The following is an 18,572-nucleotide window of genomic DNA, read 5'->3' as shown; positions in this document are numbered from 1 at the left end:
AAAGGTAATATTACATATACCGTTATAAAAAAGAACGGCTACCTACTAGATAGCCGTTCTTTACATTTTTTATTGTATTTTCTTTTTCCATATTCCCATCATAAGAGCAGAAATCATAGATCCAATTGCAATAGACAGAATATATAACAGGGGCTTATTCACTAACATAATAACAAATAAGCCACCATGAGGAGCGGGCAATGTAATATGAAATAACATCGATAATGCACCAGCCATACTTGAACCAACTACACAACTTACAATAACACGAATTGGATCTGCAGCTGCAAACGGAATTGCACCTTCCGTAATAAACGATGCTCCCATAATGTAATTAGTAAACCCTGATTTACGCTCTGCCTCTGTATATTTTGCTTTAAAAATTGTTGTCGCAAGTGCAATTGCAAGCGGAGGAACCATTCCCCCAGCCATAACAGCTGAATGTATCCCAGAGTTCCCAGCTTCAATTGCTGCGATTCCGAATGTAAATGCAGCTTTATTAATTGGACCACCCATATCAATAGCCATCATACCACCTAAAATAAGCCCTAGTAAGATAGCATTTGTTCCACCTAAACTATTTAACCAATTTGTTAAAACTTCATTCAGCGCAACTACAGGTGGGTTTACAACTTTCGTCATCAAAATTCCTGTAATTAATAGTCCAAAGACTGGATATAGTAAAACTGGCTTAATCCCTTCTAACTGAACTGGTAAATTCGCAAATGCCTTTTTCAAACCAAGAACAACATATCCTGCTAAAAAACCCGCAATTAGTCCACCAAGAAAACCAGCATTTGCTTGTGCTGCTAGAAATCCACCGACAATCCCTGGCATAAATCCAGGACGATCAGCAATAGAACTCGCAATAAATCCTGCTAATATTGGAACGAGAAATAGAAACGCACCCGTTTTCCCGCCGCCAATACTCATTAACATCTCTGCTATAGGTCCTTCCGCTTTAATTCCTCCAAAGGAAAACGCTAATGCAATTAATATACCGCCGCCAACTACAAACGGTAACATATTGCTTACGCCATTCATTAAGTGCTTATATATACCAAATCCTTGTTCTTCTTCCGTCTTTTCAGCGTTTCCACTATCTTTTACTCCTTGGAAAACCGGTGCATCTTGTTTAATCGCACGTTGAATGAGTTGTTCTGATTTCCGAATTCCATCTGCAACCGGCACTTGTATTACATATTTTCCAGTGAAACGATTCATTTCCACTTGTTTATCAGCTGCAACAATAATAGCTGTTGCTCGTTCAATATCTTCTTTTGTTAAAGTATTTTTAACACCTGTTGAGCCGTTTGTTTCTACTTTTATCGCAATCCCTAACTCCGCTGCTTTTGCTTTCAAACTATCTGCAGCCATATATGTGTGAGCGATACCAGTCGGACAAGCAGTTACTGCCAATACATATGGTTCATCTTTCTTAAGTTTCACATTCTCAACATGCTCTTCTTTTTCATTCTCTTTCTCATCGAATAAACGAAGAAGTTCCTCTTGACTTGTCGCTTCTAATAGTTGTTTTCGAAATTCTTCATCCATTAATAACGTAGATAAACGGGATAAAGTTTCTAAGTGTGTATTATTCGCCCCTTCACTTGCAGCAATCATAAAAAACAAGTGTGCAGGTTGTCCATCAAGAGATTCATAATTGATACCGCTTACACTTCTTCCAAAACAAATGGCAGGTTCTTTAACTGCTTTTGTTTTCGCATGCGGGATTGCAATCCCTTCTCCAATTCCTGTTGTACTTTGTGCCTCTCGCTTTAAAATGGCTTCTTTAAATTCCGCTTGACTATTTAACCTTCCTGCTTTCTCCAACCGTTCTACTAATTCATCAATGACAGCTTCTTTATCTGAAGCTGTCAAATCCATAATAATGGTATCTTTTTTTAGCAATTCTGTAATTTTCATATACTGTTCCCCCTATCGTTTTGTAACGATTACTTGCGATAATAATGTTTCTACCTTGTCTTTCGTACATAAGTCTGCTGAGAACGCGGTTGCACTTCCTGTTGCAACACCATATTGAAATGCTTTTATTATATCTTTTGTTTGTTCATATATTCCTACAAACCCTGCAACAAGAGAGTCTCCTGCTCCAACGGAATTCACAACTTGTCCTTTCGGTACAGTTGCCTCATACACACCATCATTTGTAAACAATAATGCGCCCTCTCCTGCCATAGAAACAATAACATTTTGTACACCTTGTGCAATTAATTTCTTTCCATACGGAAGGATGTCTTCTACAGTTGAAAGTTCCTTTCCAAACAATTCACCAAGTTCATAATGATTTGGCTTCAATAGAAAAGGGTTATTTTTCATAACATGCTTTAAAGCACTACCACTTGTATCAACAACTACTTGAATACCACGTTCTTCTCCATACATCGCTATTTGTTCATAGAAATTTTTAGGAATAGAGGACGGAATGCTTCCAGCCAATACAACAAAATCCCCCGCTCGCATCTTTTCAAACTTCTTCATAAGCTGCTGAAACTGCTCTTCTGTAATCATTGGACCTTGGCCATTTAATTCCGTTTCTTCTTTTCCTTTTATTTTCACATTGATTCTTGAATCTCCATCTACTTGAACAAAATCAGTATTAATATCTTCACTTTTCAATACACTTTTAATGAATTCTCCTGTAAATCCTCCTGTAAAACCAAGAGCAATATTTTGAACACCAAGACGATGGAGTACGCGTGATACATTAATTCCTTTTCCTCCGGGGAATTTCATATCTTTTTCCGCTCTGTTCACAGTTCCTAACATAAAGGGCTCTACTTGAACAACATAATCAATAGATGGATTTAATGTCACTGTATAGATCATGATTTATCAACCTCAATCACATTCGTTTTTTTCCTATATTCTTCTATCTCTTCTAGTGCGTTAGTAATCATTTTCGCATCTTCAATATTAGCAATCTTAGCAAACGCAACTTCGGAAAACTTACTTTCATCAACTAAAAAATATCCTTCATTCGCTAATGTTAATGCCATTTTTTTTAGTAGTGCTTCCTCTGGATCTGGCGTTGTATATCCAAGTTGTTCATGCACACCATTTGCTCCTAAGAAACATTTATCAAATCGATATTTCTGCATACTTTCTTGTGCCATTGCACCAATTAAAGCTTTTGTTTGACTTTTCATCATTCCACCAAGCAGATATGCACGAATATGATTTTCAACTAAAGCCTCTATATGCATCAATCCATTTGTGACAACTGTCACATCCTTATTTATTAAATATGGAATCATTTCAAACGTTGTACTCCCTGCATCTAAATAAATACAATCACCCTTTTCAACTAAAGAAGCTGCCAAACTAGCAATCGCTCGTTTTTCTTGAATGTTTTTGGTTGATTTTTCAACCATTGTAGGCTCTTGACCTTTTCCCGATAACACGGAAGCTCCACCATGCACTCTTTTTAATAAGCGTTGTTTTTCTAGCTGTGCTAAATCACGACGAATAGTTGATTCCGAACTTTTTGTCCTTTCTACTAACTCCTGCAATTTCACAACATTATATTCCTTCACAAGCTTTAAAATAAGCTGATGACGTTCAGGCGTTAACATATCATTCACCTCTTCTTTGATTACAGTATAATAAAAACCCTCACACAAATCAACCAAAAACATTCAAACTCATCCAAAAACAACCTTCTCGGAATACATCAAGAAGGTCACTATATGTTTCTATCTTCCTCCATATACGAGAAGAACCGTTTCCTTAAATAATGGAATTTCATTTCTCAATTCATCTAATTGCCCCCTTGACCAATATAAGCTGCGTTAGATTACGAAATTTTTGCATACCGTTTTTTCTTGTTATTCAGAAATATTCACTGTCCATAAAAAAAAATCTCAGCCTTTTTAATAGCTGAGATTTTTGATTAATAATAAGGTGAAATCATTAAGTACACAATAACACCAGAAAGACTTACATATAACCAGATTGGCATCGTCCAACGCACAATTTTACGATGGCGTGTTAACTGGTTTGTAAAACCGAACACAAGTGAGAATAAAGCGAGCGGTACGATAATGGCCGCGAGAAAAATATGTGTAATTAAAATAAAGAAATATACATATTTAATGACACCTTCTCCTCCAAAATGTGTTGCTGGTGCTAAGTAATGATACGTTAAATACGATACACAAAATAACAAAGTTGTCGTAAATGCCGCAAGTATAAAACCGCGATGCATTTTTACATTTTTCTTAATAATGGAGAATAATCCCGCCAATAAGAAAACAAATGTAAAGCTGTTAAAAATCGCATTTAACATCGGTAAGATCGTTACATCAAAATGTACTTCTCCCTTATAACCTACAGGTCCAAAAAATAAAAATAAAATAATCGCATTAACAATTATAGAAAGCGTTATCACAATGGAAGCATAGCTTTTCTGATTTGTTGAATGACCCGCCAATTTGTTCACTCCCTCTTCTTTTCCATATGTATCATGAACTTCACTATTTTAACATATTATGCATAGTGAAAATGTGACAATACTTTGACACAAACAAGTTCAAAAAAGAAAAAATCCTCCTTAATTCTCTTTCTTAAGAAGGATTGTATCGCTTATGAGTTGAAATAGCAATGCGATTAGTTTTTCTTAAAAAACATATCGCTATACGCTTGAAAAATTTCAGACACTTGATATCCCATTAATAAAATGGCTGTTGCTGAAAAGAAACCGATCATAAGAAATCGAAACCACATGTAAATCTCCTCCTTATATTTAAGCTTATAAAGCATGCGCTATATGACAAGGGGGATCATCACAGTCTTCTTCTTCGCTTTCCTTTTTCTTTACAACCGCTGTGATAAAGCGAATCATAAAGAATAGGATAAACGGCAATTCCTGATTATACATATGGATATTTTTGAAAATCGGCTCCTGCTGTAAATCCGACAGGGATGAGAAAGAATAGAACATACGATGCTCTTCCATATATAAAAGAACCATCTTCATACAAAACAATATTCCCAGAAAGGAAATAACATCTTGCCAATCTGTCGTATATAACATGTTATAGAGCTCTAATACGTACTCTTCCATCATCACCCCTCCTTCTTTTCAACTATTTTCCTTATATCTACATAAAAAGTCAAGAAAATTGCTTCATATCTACTATGAAAATATTGTTTTTATATCCTCCAACTGTACTTCTTGTTTTTGCAACAATTGCACTCTTAGCTCTACAAACATCTTTTGTTTCATTTGATACCTTTGAGCATATTTTGAATGCATTTTATAATCAATCTGTTGCAACACATATCCTTCAATCCAAAGCTTACCTGCTTTCATTTTATTTACATATTTGTGTGCCCTAAGTTTTTCTTTTGGAATAAATCCACTGCTCGTTACAACAATATTCTTTGAGATTCCTCTTATTTCTACCTTCCCAGGAAATATTACCATTTCTTCTAAAGCTAATTCTATTTTATAATCTCCTAACAGAACAGGCAGCCTTGTTGCGAGAAAAGAAAGATTTTTTTCTTCATTTTCTTTTGGTGGGACAATTTGATGTAGAGAAGTTAAAGACGATTGTTGCATCTTTCCTGTATTTATATTGTTTGTAGTAAAATCATTGCCAACTTCTATAAGAGATCGGTCTTCTACAATTTTTGTAGATTTCAAATAGCAATGCGGCTGTTCATTATATTGTTGGATCGTCATTACTAATCGTGAATCTCTTTCATTGGATATTTGATTTTTATATACAAACATTTCTTCATTAACCACATTTATAATGGGAGGCATAAGAAAATCTTTTATATCCCTCATAATCGAAAAAGGAGTTTTAACAAATTTAGAGTATCTCTCACAACCTGGATACATCTCTTTATCTGCAAATTGAATAACTTTATATACAGCATTTTGCTTAGAAATGATGTTACTCATCTCTTCATAATTCATCCATGGTTTATTCATCATGTATCACTTCCTAACTGATGAATGAAATCGCCTCTTTATAATTATGTATATATTTATTGTCAACGTTATATATGCCCTCTCTGCAAAAAAAGGACATTCTCTTTTCACAAAAAAGAGGATGTCCTTTTTCATTATAATCCTGTTACTTGTACTTGCTGTGTTTGTAATACTTTCACAGTAAGGTCTAAAACGATTTTTTCTCGAAGCTCTGTGAACACCTCATTCAAATTAGTTGGGCGAGGTGAATAATCCAGTTCAAAGAAAGCCGCACTAATTAATTCACAATATGGTTGTTCATTATAAAAAACAGTATTTTCAAAGTAGTATTTGTCCAATCGCGACAAATCTCCATTATGAGGGTTGATAAAGCGAGAAGTAGCTTCAGACGAAGATGCGATAATAGGCCGTGTCAAAAAATCTGCTTCTGTTAAATCAGCAAAACCAGCAAACGGAATGTGTGCGATTCTATCAAGTAATGCCGCATTACAATCACCAGAAGCATATTCAATATTTTTTCGAATGTAACCTTCTACAAATAGTTTCGCTCTTGTCACTTGACGAAAATTAGTACCAGGAATAGGAGTAAACGCTACTGGTACTAATTTACATTGTGTTAAAAATGCATTTTTTAACACACGCTTAATCTCCGATGCTGCTGGCTCTAATGGAACATTCGCTTCAACGACAATTTGAAGTGTTCTTTCCGCTAATACAACTGGAACTTTTACAATCGGTGTTCCTGGAGTAAGGATAGGCGTTGCACCGACATCTGACAGTGGAACTCTATTTTGCCCTGTCACTTCGCAAGGTACTTCAATTGGACATGGATCTTCATTTTGAAAATTACTCATACTGATTCTCTCCTTTGTATCTGTTTAACCATAAGACTGGCTATACTACTAACATATGTATTTTTTCTAGTCATGCATGGGTTAATAGCATGGTCACTTTTATCAAATTCGTTAGTAGAATAGTTTCATGAGCCATATCCTTACTCTCTATTTTCTTCAATTGGGGTGCCAAAAATAACTATGTATGTTCTCATACTTATCGAACATACTTTCATACACTTCATAATCTAAAATAATGTTAGTTACGACTTTAAAAACTTTTCTCTATTTATATTCATAACCTACTTTCTTTATATCTCAGCATTTGAAAGTTTGCTAAAACATATTGTCTTGTTATAAGTAAAACTCAGTTTAGTAGATGTTATCCGATATGTTAAGGTAGACTCATAATCGGTGGGGATGAAGCCCCACCGATTAAACATTCACTTGTATGATTTTATAGAAAATTGCGTAAAACAGGATTCTCTCCTCCTTTTTACTATTCTAATACAATTGACAAATTTATACATATTTTATAACATATTGAATGACGTCTTTCTTATTCAACAATTGGTTCTATACTACAACACATAATCATTATGAATAAATACATTATTCATCTCGCTAACTTATAGCATAGATACAAATTTTATATAGAATAATTGAGAAGACATCATTGTTATTTACAATCTTTTTTCATATTTTCTAATGATTCATAATGATGATGCGAAACAACGGAGGGGATTTCTTATGTCTGTTTATGCACCTCATGAAATTGCCAATTTGGCAGCTGATTTAGGTAAGAAGAAAGCATTACTGCCTCTACTTCCGATGCTTATTCTCGGTTTTTTTGGCGGCGCTTTCATAGCGTTAGGGTATTTGCTTGATATTCGTGTGATTGGGACAATGCCAAAAGCGTTAGGATCATTTTCTACTTTTCTAGGGGCAGCTGTTTTCCCGATTGGTCTTATTCTTGTTATTCTTGCTGGTGGCGAATTAGTGACAGGTAATATGATGACAATATCGATGGCTTGGTTTCAAAAGCGTATTACTTTTTTCAACGTTGTAAAGAACTTATGTATTATTACAATCTGTAACTTTATTGGCGCTGTTTTTGTTGCTTATTTCTTTGGACATATCGTTGGACTAACTGAAGGACAATTTTTAGCAAAAACGGTATCTATCGCACAATCAAAACTTCATGATACAGCTATACAAGCATTTTTTTCTGCTATTGGATGTAATTGGCTCGTTTGTTTAGCTGTTTGGCTCAGCATGGGAAGTAAAGAGTTTAGTGGGAAAATGATTGGCATTTGGTTTCCTGTTATGACTTTTGTCGCAATAGGCTTTCAGCACGTTGTTGCAAATATGTTTGTCATTCCAGCTGCTATCTTCGCGGGTCATGTCACTTGGGCAGACTATTTTCCAAATTTTATTGTTGTCTTTTTTGGAAATTTAGTAGGAGGGATGCTGTTTGTAGCTCTTCCTTATTTCCTAGCTTATAAACAGCAATCGAAAATAACAACGGCATCTACTGAAAAAAAATCGGTATCTGTTTAAATGCACTGATTTATGCTTTATAAACAGCAACTTTACATTATGAACATAAACTATCGTATGGTAAATCGTATATCATCCTTATAAAATATTGGTTCAAATGGTATAATTCTCTTTATGAATGGGGAAAATAGTGTTGTTTTCGATACAAACAATGTATTTTTTGTGAATCTATCAGCGTACACTTGTTCTCCACACTTTTATGCGTTATAATAACAACTCAAATACAAATAGTATTACATATGAGGTGAAAAAAATGAATAAAACAGAATTAATTAAAAGCGTAGCACAAAAAGCAGAAATCTCTCAAAAAGAAGCTACTGTTGTTGTACAATCTGTAGTAGAATCTATTACAAATACTTTAGCTGCTGGCGAAAAAGTACAACTTATCGGCTTTGGTACATTCGAAGTACGTGAAAGAGCTGCTCGCACAGGTCGTAATCCACAAACAGGTGAAGAAATGCAAATTGCAGCTTCTAAAGTACCTGCATTTAAAGCCGGCAAAGAATTAAAAGAAGCCGTAAAATAATCAGTAAAAAAACGAGCTAGTTCTTTACTAGCTCGCTTTTTTTACGCTTTCGAAAACCTTTCAAAGACTCTCATTAGCTCTTCTATTGCCTCATCCCCATTACCATCTTGAATAGCATGAGAAACACAATGATGCGTATGATTTTTGAGAATACTCATTCCGACTTTCTTCATCGCTGCATTAATGGCAGAAATTTGTACTAAAATATCCACACAATATCGATCATTTTCAATCATATTTTGAATACCTCGAACTTGTCCTTCAATTCTCTTTAATCGATTTATAATTTGTTCTTTTTCTTTATCCGATCTATGCGTAGTAGCTGCTTTCTGTTCATTATGGCTCATTTTATCACCTTCTTAAAGTTTCAATTGTATTAACAAATAGATATTCATTCATAAAATTATTTTCCAATTCATCTATAGTATAATATCATCTACTCGGAGTATAACATTTATAGCATAAAATATACATACAGATATACTCTACATAAACATCTTCAATTAAGTACTTTATTCATACCATTAAACCTTAATAAGACTCTTCATACAAGTTTCCTTCTATTCTATACATCCATGTTTTCAAAAATAGTTTTATTATTCCTATTGATGGGGGACAAGAACTTATTATACTTATAAAAAGAATCATTGAATTCCTTCACTTACTATTCCATAAAAGCCTTCACCAATTCAACTTTTACGGAAAATCCTACCCACTTCTATTTCGTTTCTTTGTTTACGATGGGAATATAGCTTCCCACAAATAGTGGAAAAAACGTGAACGATGATTTTTCTTCAAAAAGAAAAAACGCTTCATCTTCCCCTTACTTCTTTTAAAGGTGCAAGATAAAACGATTCAAATAAGAAAACCGACTCGCTCGCTTCAAAGTTTCTAGTTAATAGATTAGCATGATTATATAAATCACACATCTCTTGGTTGTTTAAAGGAATAACTAAAGGATATTACTTACAAAGCGCAATCCTTTACTTAAAACCGTTGGGACTACTGATGCATGATTCTCTCCTTCCGCTTCATAAAAAGCAAATTGAAACTTATGATTCTCCAGTTTGGATAAACGTTCTGATAATGCATTTGCATCTTGAAGCATATGGCCTCTTTCTGCTCCGCCAACTGTAAGGAAAACTCGAACCTCATCATTCATTTGGCTCCATTTGTCTATAAATTTCAATTCATTTTCAAGAACCAATTGATTGTTCCACCAAATGGAGGGGCTGCAGATGAAATAATTTTGGAACGCACTGACTTTTGTAAACAATATATGCAATGCAAATAATCCACCAAATGAATGTCCAAATATTGTCTGTTTTTTTGGATTAATAGTAAAGTTTTTCTCAATTTGTGGTTTCAATTCCTCTTGAATAAATGCTAAGAACTTATTTGCTCCTCCCGACTTTGGCCACGGTTTTCCATCAGGCTTCGGCGGTGCATCTACTGAGAGCGGATAAGGAGTAAAATCGTAACATCTTTCTGCACCCGCAAACACTCCTTCAATTGGATAGCCGATCCCAACAATAATAGAAGCAGGAACTCCTGTTTTTTCAGCTCTTCCTGACTGAACCTTCATCGCCTCTTGAAACGTTTGAAAGTATGCATTCCCATCTAATACATAAATGACAGGATATCCACTGTCTGGAGCTGGCTGCTTAGGCTTTGAAATATAAATTCGATATTTACGCTTCCCAATATCTGAATACATCTCCCATTGCTCTGCTCCAGAAACGATAACAGTCTCTCTTTCTATGTATGTATTCATATAATGATCGCCTCTCTTTTTTCTTTTCTTAGCTTGTTGCATACAAGTCTATATCTTCGTTCGTAACACTATCATACCCAAAACATACAGGGGCACCATTGTAAGGATCTATCATAACGCGTGCATTAATATGAAACACACTTCTTAATACTTCATTTGTAATGATTTCTACAGGACTTCCAGTCATCATGATCTTCCCATCTTTCATCGCAATAATCTCATCTGAAAACCGCGCCGCATGATTAATATCATGTAACACCATTACAACCGTACAATGATGTTCTTTATTTAATCGTTCCACAATTTGTAACACTTCTAATTGATGGGACATATCAAGATAGGTTGTTGGTTCATCTAACAAAAGAACCTCTGTCTCCTGTGCTAACGCCATCGCCAACCATACTTTTTGTCTCTGACCGCCCGATAAATTTGCAATTTGACGATTGCGAAATGCTGCTGTTTTTGTAATCTCTAAAGCCCATTCAATCACTTCTGTATCCTCAGCTGATCGTTTATTCACATTCTTCCGGTGTGGATAACGACCATAAGAAATCAATTCCTCTACTTTCAGCTCTCCTGGTGCAATCGGATTTTGCGGAAGTAAAGCGAGTTGCTTTGCGATTTCTTTCGTTGGAATCGTATGTAAATCTTGATCTTGCAAATATACTTTACCGTTTTTTTGTTTTACAATACGTCCCATTGTTTTTAATAAAGTAGATTTCCCACATCCATTCGGGCCGATAATGGTTGTCACCTTTCCCTTTTGTATTTCTACATTTAAATCACGAAATACTGTCAATTTCTCATAACTTGTTTCTAGATGTTCTGTACGTAATACTTTCACGATTTCTCCCTCCTCTTACGCTTTCGCTTTGTATAACAAATAGAGAAAATATGGTACACCAATAATGGAAATGACAATTCCAACCGGTAACTCTACAGGTGTAAAAATTGTTTTGGCAATAAAGTCTGAAACAATGACAAGTAACATACCAATTACACCACATGTAGGAATAACATACTTATGTTGAATGCCGACTAAACGTTTTGCGATATGTGGTGCCATTAATCCTACAAATCCAATACTTCCTGCAACAGAAACACAGGCGCTTACCAAGCCGATACTACTTAATAGTAAAATCGATTTTTCTCTTTCTACCGAAACCCCTAAACTCGTGATACTTGTTTCTTCTAATTGAAACAGGTCAAGCAAGTACGCTTTTCTTTTCACAATTGGAATTAAGATAATTAGCCACGGCAACATCGCAACAATATATTGCCAGTTTGAATTATATATACTTCCAGAAACCCAAACAGCAGCCATTTCAAAGTCCGTCGCTTTCATTTTTAACGATATATACATAGAGAAAGCTCCAAATCCTGATCCAATCGCAATTCCTGTTAATAAAAGACGCTGTGAATCTAATCTTCCATTTCGCCAAGAAAACATATAGATTAATATAGCTGCTCCTAAGCCGCCAACTAAACCAAACAATGGCATCATCATAATAGAAACCCAGTCTGTACTCTTCATTTGTCCTTGAAAGAAAAACATAAAAATAACGATTGCCGTTCCTGCTCCAGCATTAACTCCTAAAATACCAGGGTCCGCTAATCCATTTCTTGTAATCCCTTGAACCACTGCACCAGCAATTCCAAGACCGAGTCCTACAAATGCGGCAATGATAATTCGCGGTAGCCGAAAATCAAATATAACTAAGTCATGTTCAGGTACAGGATTAATCCGAAATATTGTTCGGAATACATCTATAATGGAAATATCGAAAGTTCCATTTGTTACACTTATATAAATAGCACCCAAAATGAAAGAGATCGTAATCCCCATTGTCATGACATAACGCTTATTTAAATCTCTAAACATGTTTCTCTCCTCCTCTTGTATGAATTAAATAAAGGAAGAAAGGAATTCCAATTAGAGAGGTAACAACTCCGATTGGTGTTTCAAATGGATAATTTACAAATCTACTTAATACATCGCATAAAGCGAGAAACACACCACCAATTACTCCTGCACAAGGAATAATCCATTTATAATCCACCCCGATTAAAAAACGGGTCATATGTGGAATAATTAATCCTACAAATCCGATTTTTCCAACCAGTGCAACAGCTGTACCTGTCAATAATACAACTGCTATAATTGCAGTTATTTTTACAAGGTTTGTACGTTGTCCTAAATTAATAGAAACCTCTTCTCCTAATGAAAGAATCGTAATAGATTTTGAAATGATGAGTGCTAATATAATCCCAACTATCCCAAAAGGAATTGCCAATTTGATTATATTTGGATCTACTTGATGCAACTTCGCGTTATACCACATACTAATATTTTGAGAAATTTGAAAATACGATGCAATCGCAGCTGAAACACTACTTAAAAAGGTACCTATTACAGTTCCGATAATCGCTAATCGAACTGGTGATAAACCATTTCGCAATAATGAACCAAAGCCGAAAACCATTCCTGCTCCTAGCGCCGAACCAATCATAGAACATAAAATCATTTGAACAGAAGATATTCCTGGTAAAAACACCATACAAATGGTAATGGCAAATGCAGAACCGTCTGTTACCCCCATAATAGAAGGGGATGCAAGATAGTTCCTTGTCATCCCCTGCATAAGTGCTCCTGATATGGCTAAAAATGCTCCTACTAAAAGAGCCGCAACTACTCTTGGTAAACGAGAAGTAATAATAATATTATGGTTTACATTGCTTGAATCGAAATGAAATAATGCATTCCAAGTTGTTTCAAAATCAATATTTTTCGCCCCATAAAAAATAGAAAGCATCATTGTAAATAAAATAAATATGGGTGCGAAACATAAAATTATCATTGGTACTGAATTTATTTTCCGCATATCATTCAACGCACCTTACTTATTGAATTATTTAGATAAATTTTTGACAGCTTCTTTTAAAAACGTTGTTTTACTCCAAGCAGTACCACCTTGCGCCATTGGATCAACAGCATTTATAAATATTTTTTTATCTTTTACAGCATTAATGCTTTGCCAAATTGGATTTTTTTGCAAATCTTCTAATACTTGTGGTTTATCTTTATTCTCGCTCTTTTCAAATTGTAAGAAGATATAATCTGGATTGCTCTGAGCTAATTTTTCTAAAGAGATTGCTTCTTGTGCTTTTACAGACTTGATTTCTTCTGGAACAGTTAATCCTAAATCTTTATAAATAACAGGATTGAAGTATACACTTTCTGGATACAGATATAAGTTACCAGCTCTTAGTCTAATAACAAGAACCTTTTTATCTTTTAATGTATCACCAATTTGTTCTTTCGCTTTTGCGGCATCAGCTTTGTAATCTTTAATAATTTTTTCCGCTTTCTCTTTTTTACCAGATAACTCTCCCATTAATTTTAAGTTTTCTTCCCAATTTGTTGAGATATGTGATACTGGGAATGTTGGAGCGATCTTTGTAAACTTCTCAGCTGTTTCCGGTGGGAATTTTGAACTAGAAGTAATGACATCTGGTTTTAGTTGAAGTAACGTTTCGAAGTTCGGTTGCATTTTCTCCCCAACAGACTTCGCACCTTCTAAATCTTTTGCTAAATACTCAGGTAATTTTCCCCCTACTGTTATTGCACCTACTGGCTTAATACCAAGAACAGCTGCATCTTCCATTGACTCTAAGCTAGATGTTACGATATTTGTCACTTTCGCAGGCACCGTATATTCTTTCCCTAAATATGTAATTTTTCTTTTTTCATCTTTTTTTGTTTCTGTTGCTTTCGATGTTTGCTTCTGTTCTCCTGAACTTTTGTCTGCACTGTTACAAGCAGCAAGGCCAATACTTAATACTGTCACCATTCCTAGTGTAAATAATTTCTTGTTCATTTGAATACTTCTCCTCCCCAATATTAAATATCACAAAAAATTGATATATTTTGCATGTTATATCTTTTTTCTAATAATATATCCTCTACCCTACAATAAACCGCATGCATCCACTTCCTCTATTCTATAATCTTCCACTCCAATTGATAATGATAATGATTATCGTTATTAATTATATATTCCATACAAAAATATTTCAAGAATGATTTGAAATATTTTAATAAAACACACAAAAAGAAACCTATTTATCTGAGAAGAAAGACAAATAGGTTTCTTTTTATTCTTTATGCAAAAACTTCACACACACTGGACTAGGCACACTTACATTCGATTGTACAAGTGTTAATTGTCCAGTAGTCTTATTTCGAGAAAATAAAATAAGATTGTTAGATCTTTCATTCACAACAATAATAAAATGTTCTGTCGGATCAAGTGTAAAATCTCGTGGCCAATTTCCTTCCGTTGATATAGCCTCTAAAAATGTCAATTTCCCAGAATCTTGATTGACTCGAAAAATTGCAATACTATTATGCCCGCGGTTTGCTGCGTATATAAACTCTCCATCAGAAGAAATTTGAATCGCACTTCCATAATTACTTCCGCCATACGCTTTAGGCAAAGCTGAAATAGATTGGATTTGTTGAAATCTTCCCCTTTGTTTATCATATGTCAATACGATGACTTCTGAACTCAGTTCAGTTAATACATATGCATAGTTACCATTTGGATGAAACACAAGATGCCTTGGACCACTTCCTGGATGAACAGATAAGCTCTGTATTTCTGTTAACCTTCCCTCTTTTTCTTTATAAGTCATTAACTGATCGGTGCCTAAATCGACTGCTATAACATATGCTTCGTTAGGCGCAAATCCAGCATAATGAACATGTGGTCTTTCTTGCCTTTCTTTATTTGGACCAGAACCACTATGATACGTAATCGATGCTCCTTCTAATATTCCATTTTCTCGATTCACCATATAAAATTGGAGTGTCCCTTTATGATAATTTGCAGCCACCACTCTATTACCCTTTGAATTTATACTTACATGACACGGCGATGGCCCTTTAACCATTTGCCTATTGAGTTCGGTCAGTTGTTTTGTGTTCGTGTCAATCAAAAAGCTAACTACTCCGCCCAATCCATTGTTCTTTGCAACAGAATATAAATATTGATTATCATGACGAATCGCAAAATAAGTCGGATCTTCTATATGTACTACCACTTCTATATCTCTTATTTCCTTTAATTTCACATCTAAAATAAAACGATAAATCCCTTCGCTCTCTCCCTTTGTATACGTACCAATAAACCCTATTAGCTCATCTTGATTCATGGTCCCTATCCCCTTTGTATATGGTAAAAAATCCAGATAGCAAATTTTATTTTACTACCTGGATTTCTTTCTTACGCTCGTTCTTCAAACAACCGTGCTATTTCTATAATGACATGTGTAGCTTTTTCCATATTATCTACAGAAACATACTCAAATTTTCCATGGTAATTTTCTCCCCCTGTAAAAATATTTGGAGTCGGTAATCCCATATACGATAATTGAGAACCATCTGTTCCTCCGCGAATCGGCTGAATATTTGGCTCAATATTTAAATTTTTCATCGCATCATAAGCAATATCCACAATCTCTTTTACTGGTTCGATCTTCTCAAGCATATTATAATATTGATCTTTCATCTCAAGAATAATATTTTCTTCGCCATATTTTTCTTGCATTTTCTCTACAATTTGCTTGATTTTATTTTTTCGAGCTTCAAAATTACCGCGATCAAAATCACGAATAATGTAATATGCTTTACTTTGCTCTACATCTCCATTTAAAGAAAGAAGATGATAAAACCCTTCATACCCCTCCGTATACTCAGGTGCTTCTTCGGCCGGTAACTGACTGTGGAATTCCATCGCTATCTTACTAGCGTTTAACATTTTATTTTTTGCTGTACCTGGATGCGTATTATTCCCTTTAAAAGTGAGTTTAGCACTTGCAGCATTGAAACTCTCATATTCTAATCCTCCAAGTGGACCTCCATCCATTGTATAAGCAAAAGATGCTCCAAACGCTTTCACATCAAAATGAGAAGGTCCGCGTCCTATCTCTTCATCCGGTGTAAATGCCACTCTAATCTTTCCGTGCTTAATTTGTGGATTATGTATCAAATAATTCATCGCAGTCATAATTTCTGTTAAACCAGCTTTATCATCCGCACCAAGAAGCGTCGTTCCATCAGTTGTAATAAGAGTATGTCCTTTATAAGACGGCAACTCTGGAAACTGCTCTGGTGTTAATACGACATTTAATTCTTCGTTTAATGTAATAGCTTTCCCATCAAAATTTTCATGAATTTGCGGCTTTACATTCTTCCCGGTAAAATCAGTTGCTGTATCTAAATGAGCTAAAAATCCAATTACAGGAACATCTTTATCTGTATTGGCAGGAAGTGTTGCCATGACATATCCATTTTCATCCATCGTTACTTCAATCAAACCAATTTGTTTTAATTCTTCAACTAATTGTTTTCCAAACTCAATTTGCCCTGGTGTTGATGGTACTGTATGGCTTTCTTCATTCGATTGTGTATCAATTTTTACATATCGTGTAAATCTTTCTATTAATTCTTGTCTCATCTATCGTCACTCCCTTTTTCTCCATCTCCTTCTATTATAATCCTTAAAACTAAATTTTTTAACTTTTTTGACTGTATTCATCTCATTTTGCCACACATATGCATCTTTTCACATTTAAAAAGTAAAAGAATCCACTTTCTAAACTAAAAGTGGATTCTTCGCTACTGCTGATTCATGCAAACCATTCCATCATATACTCTTCTACTCTTCAACTATAAAAGTATAAACATCATTATAAATACAGCCATTCACTCGAACAATGTATTGGCCAGGCTTTTCAAATTGGATGGTATATTTATTTAAAATAACTGCTTCAACATCACCTGAAAGAATATCAATACTTCTCCCACTCAGTATATATCCCTCATTTTGCTTCAAAAAGACTGTAATTGTGTTAAAGTTTTCATCCCCAAGCTCCGGTATTTTTGCAGCACTCACATTCGGTTCTAAAAAAAGCAATCCACTTAACCCAATTATTCCTGTTAACGCCACCCCAGCAAATTTTTTCATTTTTTTCATTTTTATAACCTCCTTATCATTTTTATATAAGGGATAGATGCCCTTACACCACAAAGACTATACAGAATCAGTTCCAATGTAAACGTCTATTAAATGACAGATTTCTACACTATTTTTTATATTTGTATAGAAATCCATCGTTTGGAATTTTGTCAAATTTAAAAGTTTTTTCTCCCCCAAAAAATAAATAACAATTATTCATATACCGCATAATTAATTATTAATTTAACATTCTAACAATAGTTGATAAATAGAAAAACAAAAGAGCTTATGAAGATTCCACCATCTCCATAAGCTCTTTTTCATATAAGAATAATATTTCAACTCCCAGTAACAACCTAATTTCTAAATGAAATAGCCAAAAGCTCTATCTGATCCTCCTTTACTTTTCTATATACATAAGTACGATTCTCCATCCATCAGGATCTTCTATCGTAATGCCTTTCTCTCTCCAATATGGATTTTCAGGTTCTACTTCACCATATCCCAGTGTATGTAATCGTTTTGCTATTTTGTGAATTTCAGATTGATTTGTGAAATAGAATACAAGTAGATTATCTTTTGTTGGAGCTGGACATGGGCTACCATTATGATGTCTTGTAAATTCTAAATGATATTCTGCATCAGGTAGCCCAAACATCACCCCATCATATCCTTCATGATTATAAAATTCTCCAATTTGCTTTAACCCCAACCCTTTGTTATAAAATGTAATTACCTCTTCAAACTTATCAGTTGGACGTGCAATTCTAAATTGAACCCAATTCTTCATCATTCCTTCCCCTTCATGTGAATTGTATAATACTTCTATCCATTACTATACTAATACGCTACTACATAAATGAAATCCCTCATTCGTATGATGAAAAGGTTGTACAAA

Annotated in this window: 19 protein-coding genes; 2 read left to right on the top strand and 17 right to left on the bottom strand. The window is 34.6% G+C overall.

What is annotated here, in order from left to right; translation table 11 throughout:
• Positions 1–69: 69 nt before the first annotated feature.
• From MR056_RS11415 to MR056_RS11385, 7 genes are all read right to left on the bottom strand, one after another.
• Positions 70–1,926: a PTS fructose transporter subunit IIABC gene (locus MR056_RS11415; protein ID WP_087098963.1), complete on the bottom strand. Its 1,857-nt coding sequence runs from the start codon at positions 1,924–1,926 to the stop codon at positions 70–72.
• 12 nt (positions 1,927–1,938) lie between these two features.
• Entirely contained in the window at positions 1,939–2,850 is a 912-nt protein-coding gene (gene pfkB, locus MR056_RS11410; protein ID WP_087095214.1) for a 1-phosphofructokinase, read from the bottom strand.
• Entirely contained in the window at positions 2,847–3,596 is a 750-nt protein-coding gene (locus tag MR056_RS11405) for a DeoR/GlpR family DNA-binding transcription regulator (RefSeq protein ID WP_012094831.1), read from the bottom strand. The genes pfkB and MR056_RS11405 overlap by 4 nt, the downstream gene beginning before the upstream one ends.
• 317 nt (positions 3,597–3,913) lie before the next feature.
• The gene (locus tag MR056_RS11400) at positions 3,914–4,453 is read right to left on the bottom strand and encodes a DUF420 domain-containing protein (RefSeq protein ID WP_012094832.1); all 540 of its coding nucleotides are present in this window, start codon (positions 4,451–4,453) and stop codon (positions 3,914–3,916) included.
• Positions 4,454–4,771: 318 nt separating this feature from the next.
• The gene (locus MR056_RS11395) at positions 4,772–5,089 is read right to left on the bottom strand and encodes a hypothetical protein (RefSeq protein WP_081428391.1); all 318 of its coding nucleotides are present in this window, start codon (positions 5,087–5,089) and stop codon (positions 4,772–4,774) included.
• 69 nt (positions 5,090–5,158) lie between these two features.
• Positions 5,159–5,965, bottom strand: coding sequence for a DUF7852 domain-containing protein (locus MR056_RS11390; RefSeq protein ID WP_012094835.1), 807 nt, complete (start codon positions 5,963–5,965; stop codon positions 5,159–5,161).
• Between the two features lie 131 nt (positions 5,966–6,096).
• Positions 6,097–6,816: a CsxC family protein gene (locus MR056_RS11385; protein ID WP_087095218.1), complete on the bottom strand. Its 720-nt coding sequence runs from the start codon at positions 6,814–6,816 to the stop codon at positions 6,097–6,099.
• A 729-nt stretch (positions 6,817–7,545) separates the two neighbouring features.
• Here MR056_RS11385 and MR056_RS11380 point away from each other — a divergent pair.
• Complete coding sequence (locus tag MR056_RS11380; protein ID WP_012094837.1) at positions 7,546–8,355, top strand: formate/nitrite transporter family protein; 810 nt, start codon at positions 7,546–7,548, stop codon at positions 8,353–8,355.
• 253 nt (positions 8,356–8,608) lie between these two features.
• Positions 8,609–8,881, top strand: coding sequence for an HU family DNA-binding protein (locus MR056_RS11375; RefSeq protein ID WP_012094838.1), 273 nt, complete (start codon positions 8,609–8,611; stop codon positions 8,879–8,881).
• Between the two features lie 41 nt (positions 8,882–8,922).
• Here the strand turns inward: MR056_RS11375 and MR056_RS11370 are convergent, their stop codons facing one another.
• The 10 genes from MR056_RS11370 to MR056_RS11325 form a co-directional block, all read right to left on the bottom strand.
• Positions 8,923–9,228: a metal-sensing transcriptional repressor gene (locus tag MR056_RS11370; RefSeq protein ID WP_012094839.1), complete on the bottom strand. Its 306-nt coding sequence runs from the start codon at positions 9,226–9,228 to the stop codon at positions 8,923–8,925.
• 605 nt (positions 9,229–9,833) lie between these two features.
• Positions 9,834–10,655: an alpha/beta hydrolase gene (locus tag MR056_RS11365; protein ID WP_087095222.1), complete on the bottom strand. Its 822-nt coding sequence runs from the start codon at positions 10,653–10,655 to the stop codon at positions 9,834–9,836.
• Between the two features lie 28 nt (positions 10,656–10,683).
• Positions 10,684–11,499: an ABC transporter ATP-binding protein gene (locus MR056_RS11360; protein ID WP_087098965.1), complete on the bottom strand. Its 816-nt coding sequence runs from the start codon at positions 11,497–11,499 to the stop codon at positions 10,684–10,686.
• 15 nt (positions 11,500–11,514) lie between these two features.
• The gene (locus tag MR056_RS11355; protein WP_375293714.1) at positions 11,515–12,507 is read right to left on the bottom strand and encodes a FecCD family ABC transporter permease; all 993 of its coding nucleotides are present in this window, start codon (positions 12,505–12,507) and stop codon (positions 11,515–11,517) included.
• 22 nt (positions 12,508–12,529) lie between these two features.
• Entirely contained in the window at positions 12,530–13,537 is a 1,008-nt protein-coding gene (locus MR056_RS11350; RefSeq protein WP_012094843.1) for a FecCD family ABC transporter permease, read from the bottom strand.
• A gap of 27 nt (positions 13,538–13,564) precedes the next feature.
• Positions 13,565–14,533 carry an iron-hydroxamate ABC transporter substrate-binding protein gene (locus tag MR056_RS11345; RefSeq protein ID WP_087098968.1) on the bottom strand — a complete coding sequence of 323 codons (969 nt, stop codon included), beginning with the start codon at positions 14,531–14,533 and terminating at the stop codon, positions 13,565–13,567.
• 277 nt (positions 14,534–14,810) lie between these two features.
• The gene (locus MR056_RS11340) at positions 14,811–15,869 is read right to left on the bottom strand and encodes a lactonase family protein (RefSeq protein WP_012094845.1); all 1,059 of its coding nucleotides are present in this window, start codon (positions 15,867–15,869) and stop codon (positions 14,811–14,813) included.
• A gap of 71 nt (positions 15,870–15,940) precedes the next feature.
• Positions 15,941–17,173, bottom strand: coding sequence for a peptidase T (gene pepT / locus MR056_RS11335; protein ID WP_012094846.1), 1,233 nt, complete (start codon positions 17,171–17,173; stop codon positions 15,941–15,943).
• Between the two features lie 201 nt (positions 17,174–17,374).
• Positions 17,375–17,692, bottom strand: coding sequence for a hypothetical protein (locus tag MR056_RS11330; protein WP_012094847.1), 318 nt, complete (start codon positions 17,690–17,692; stop codon positions 17,375–17,377).
• 382 nt (positions 17,693–18,074) lie between these two features.
• Positions 18,075–18,464 carry a VOC family protein gene (locus MR056_RS11325; protein WP_087095223.1) on the bottom strand — a complete coding sequence of 130 codons (390 nt, stop codon included), beginning with the start codon at positions 18,462–18,464 and terminating at the stop codon, positions 18,075–18,077.
• Between the last annotated feature and the right edge of the window lie 108 nt (positions 18,465–18,572).

Origin of the sequence: Bacillus cereus group sp. BfR-BA-01360 (assembly GCF_022663595.1) — a bacterium.
Taxonomy (GTDB): Bacteria; Bacillota; Bacilli; order Bacillales; family Bacillaceae_G; genus Bacillus_A; species Bacillus_A cytotoxicus.
This window is presented reverse-complemented; position numbering and strand designations above follow the sequence as displayed.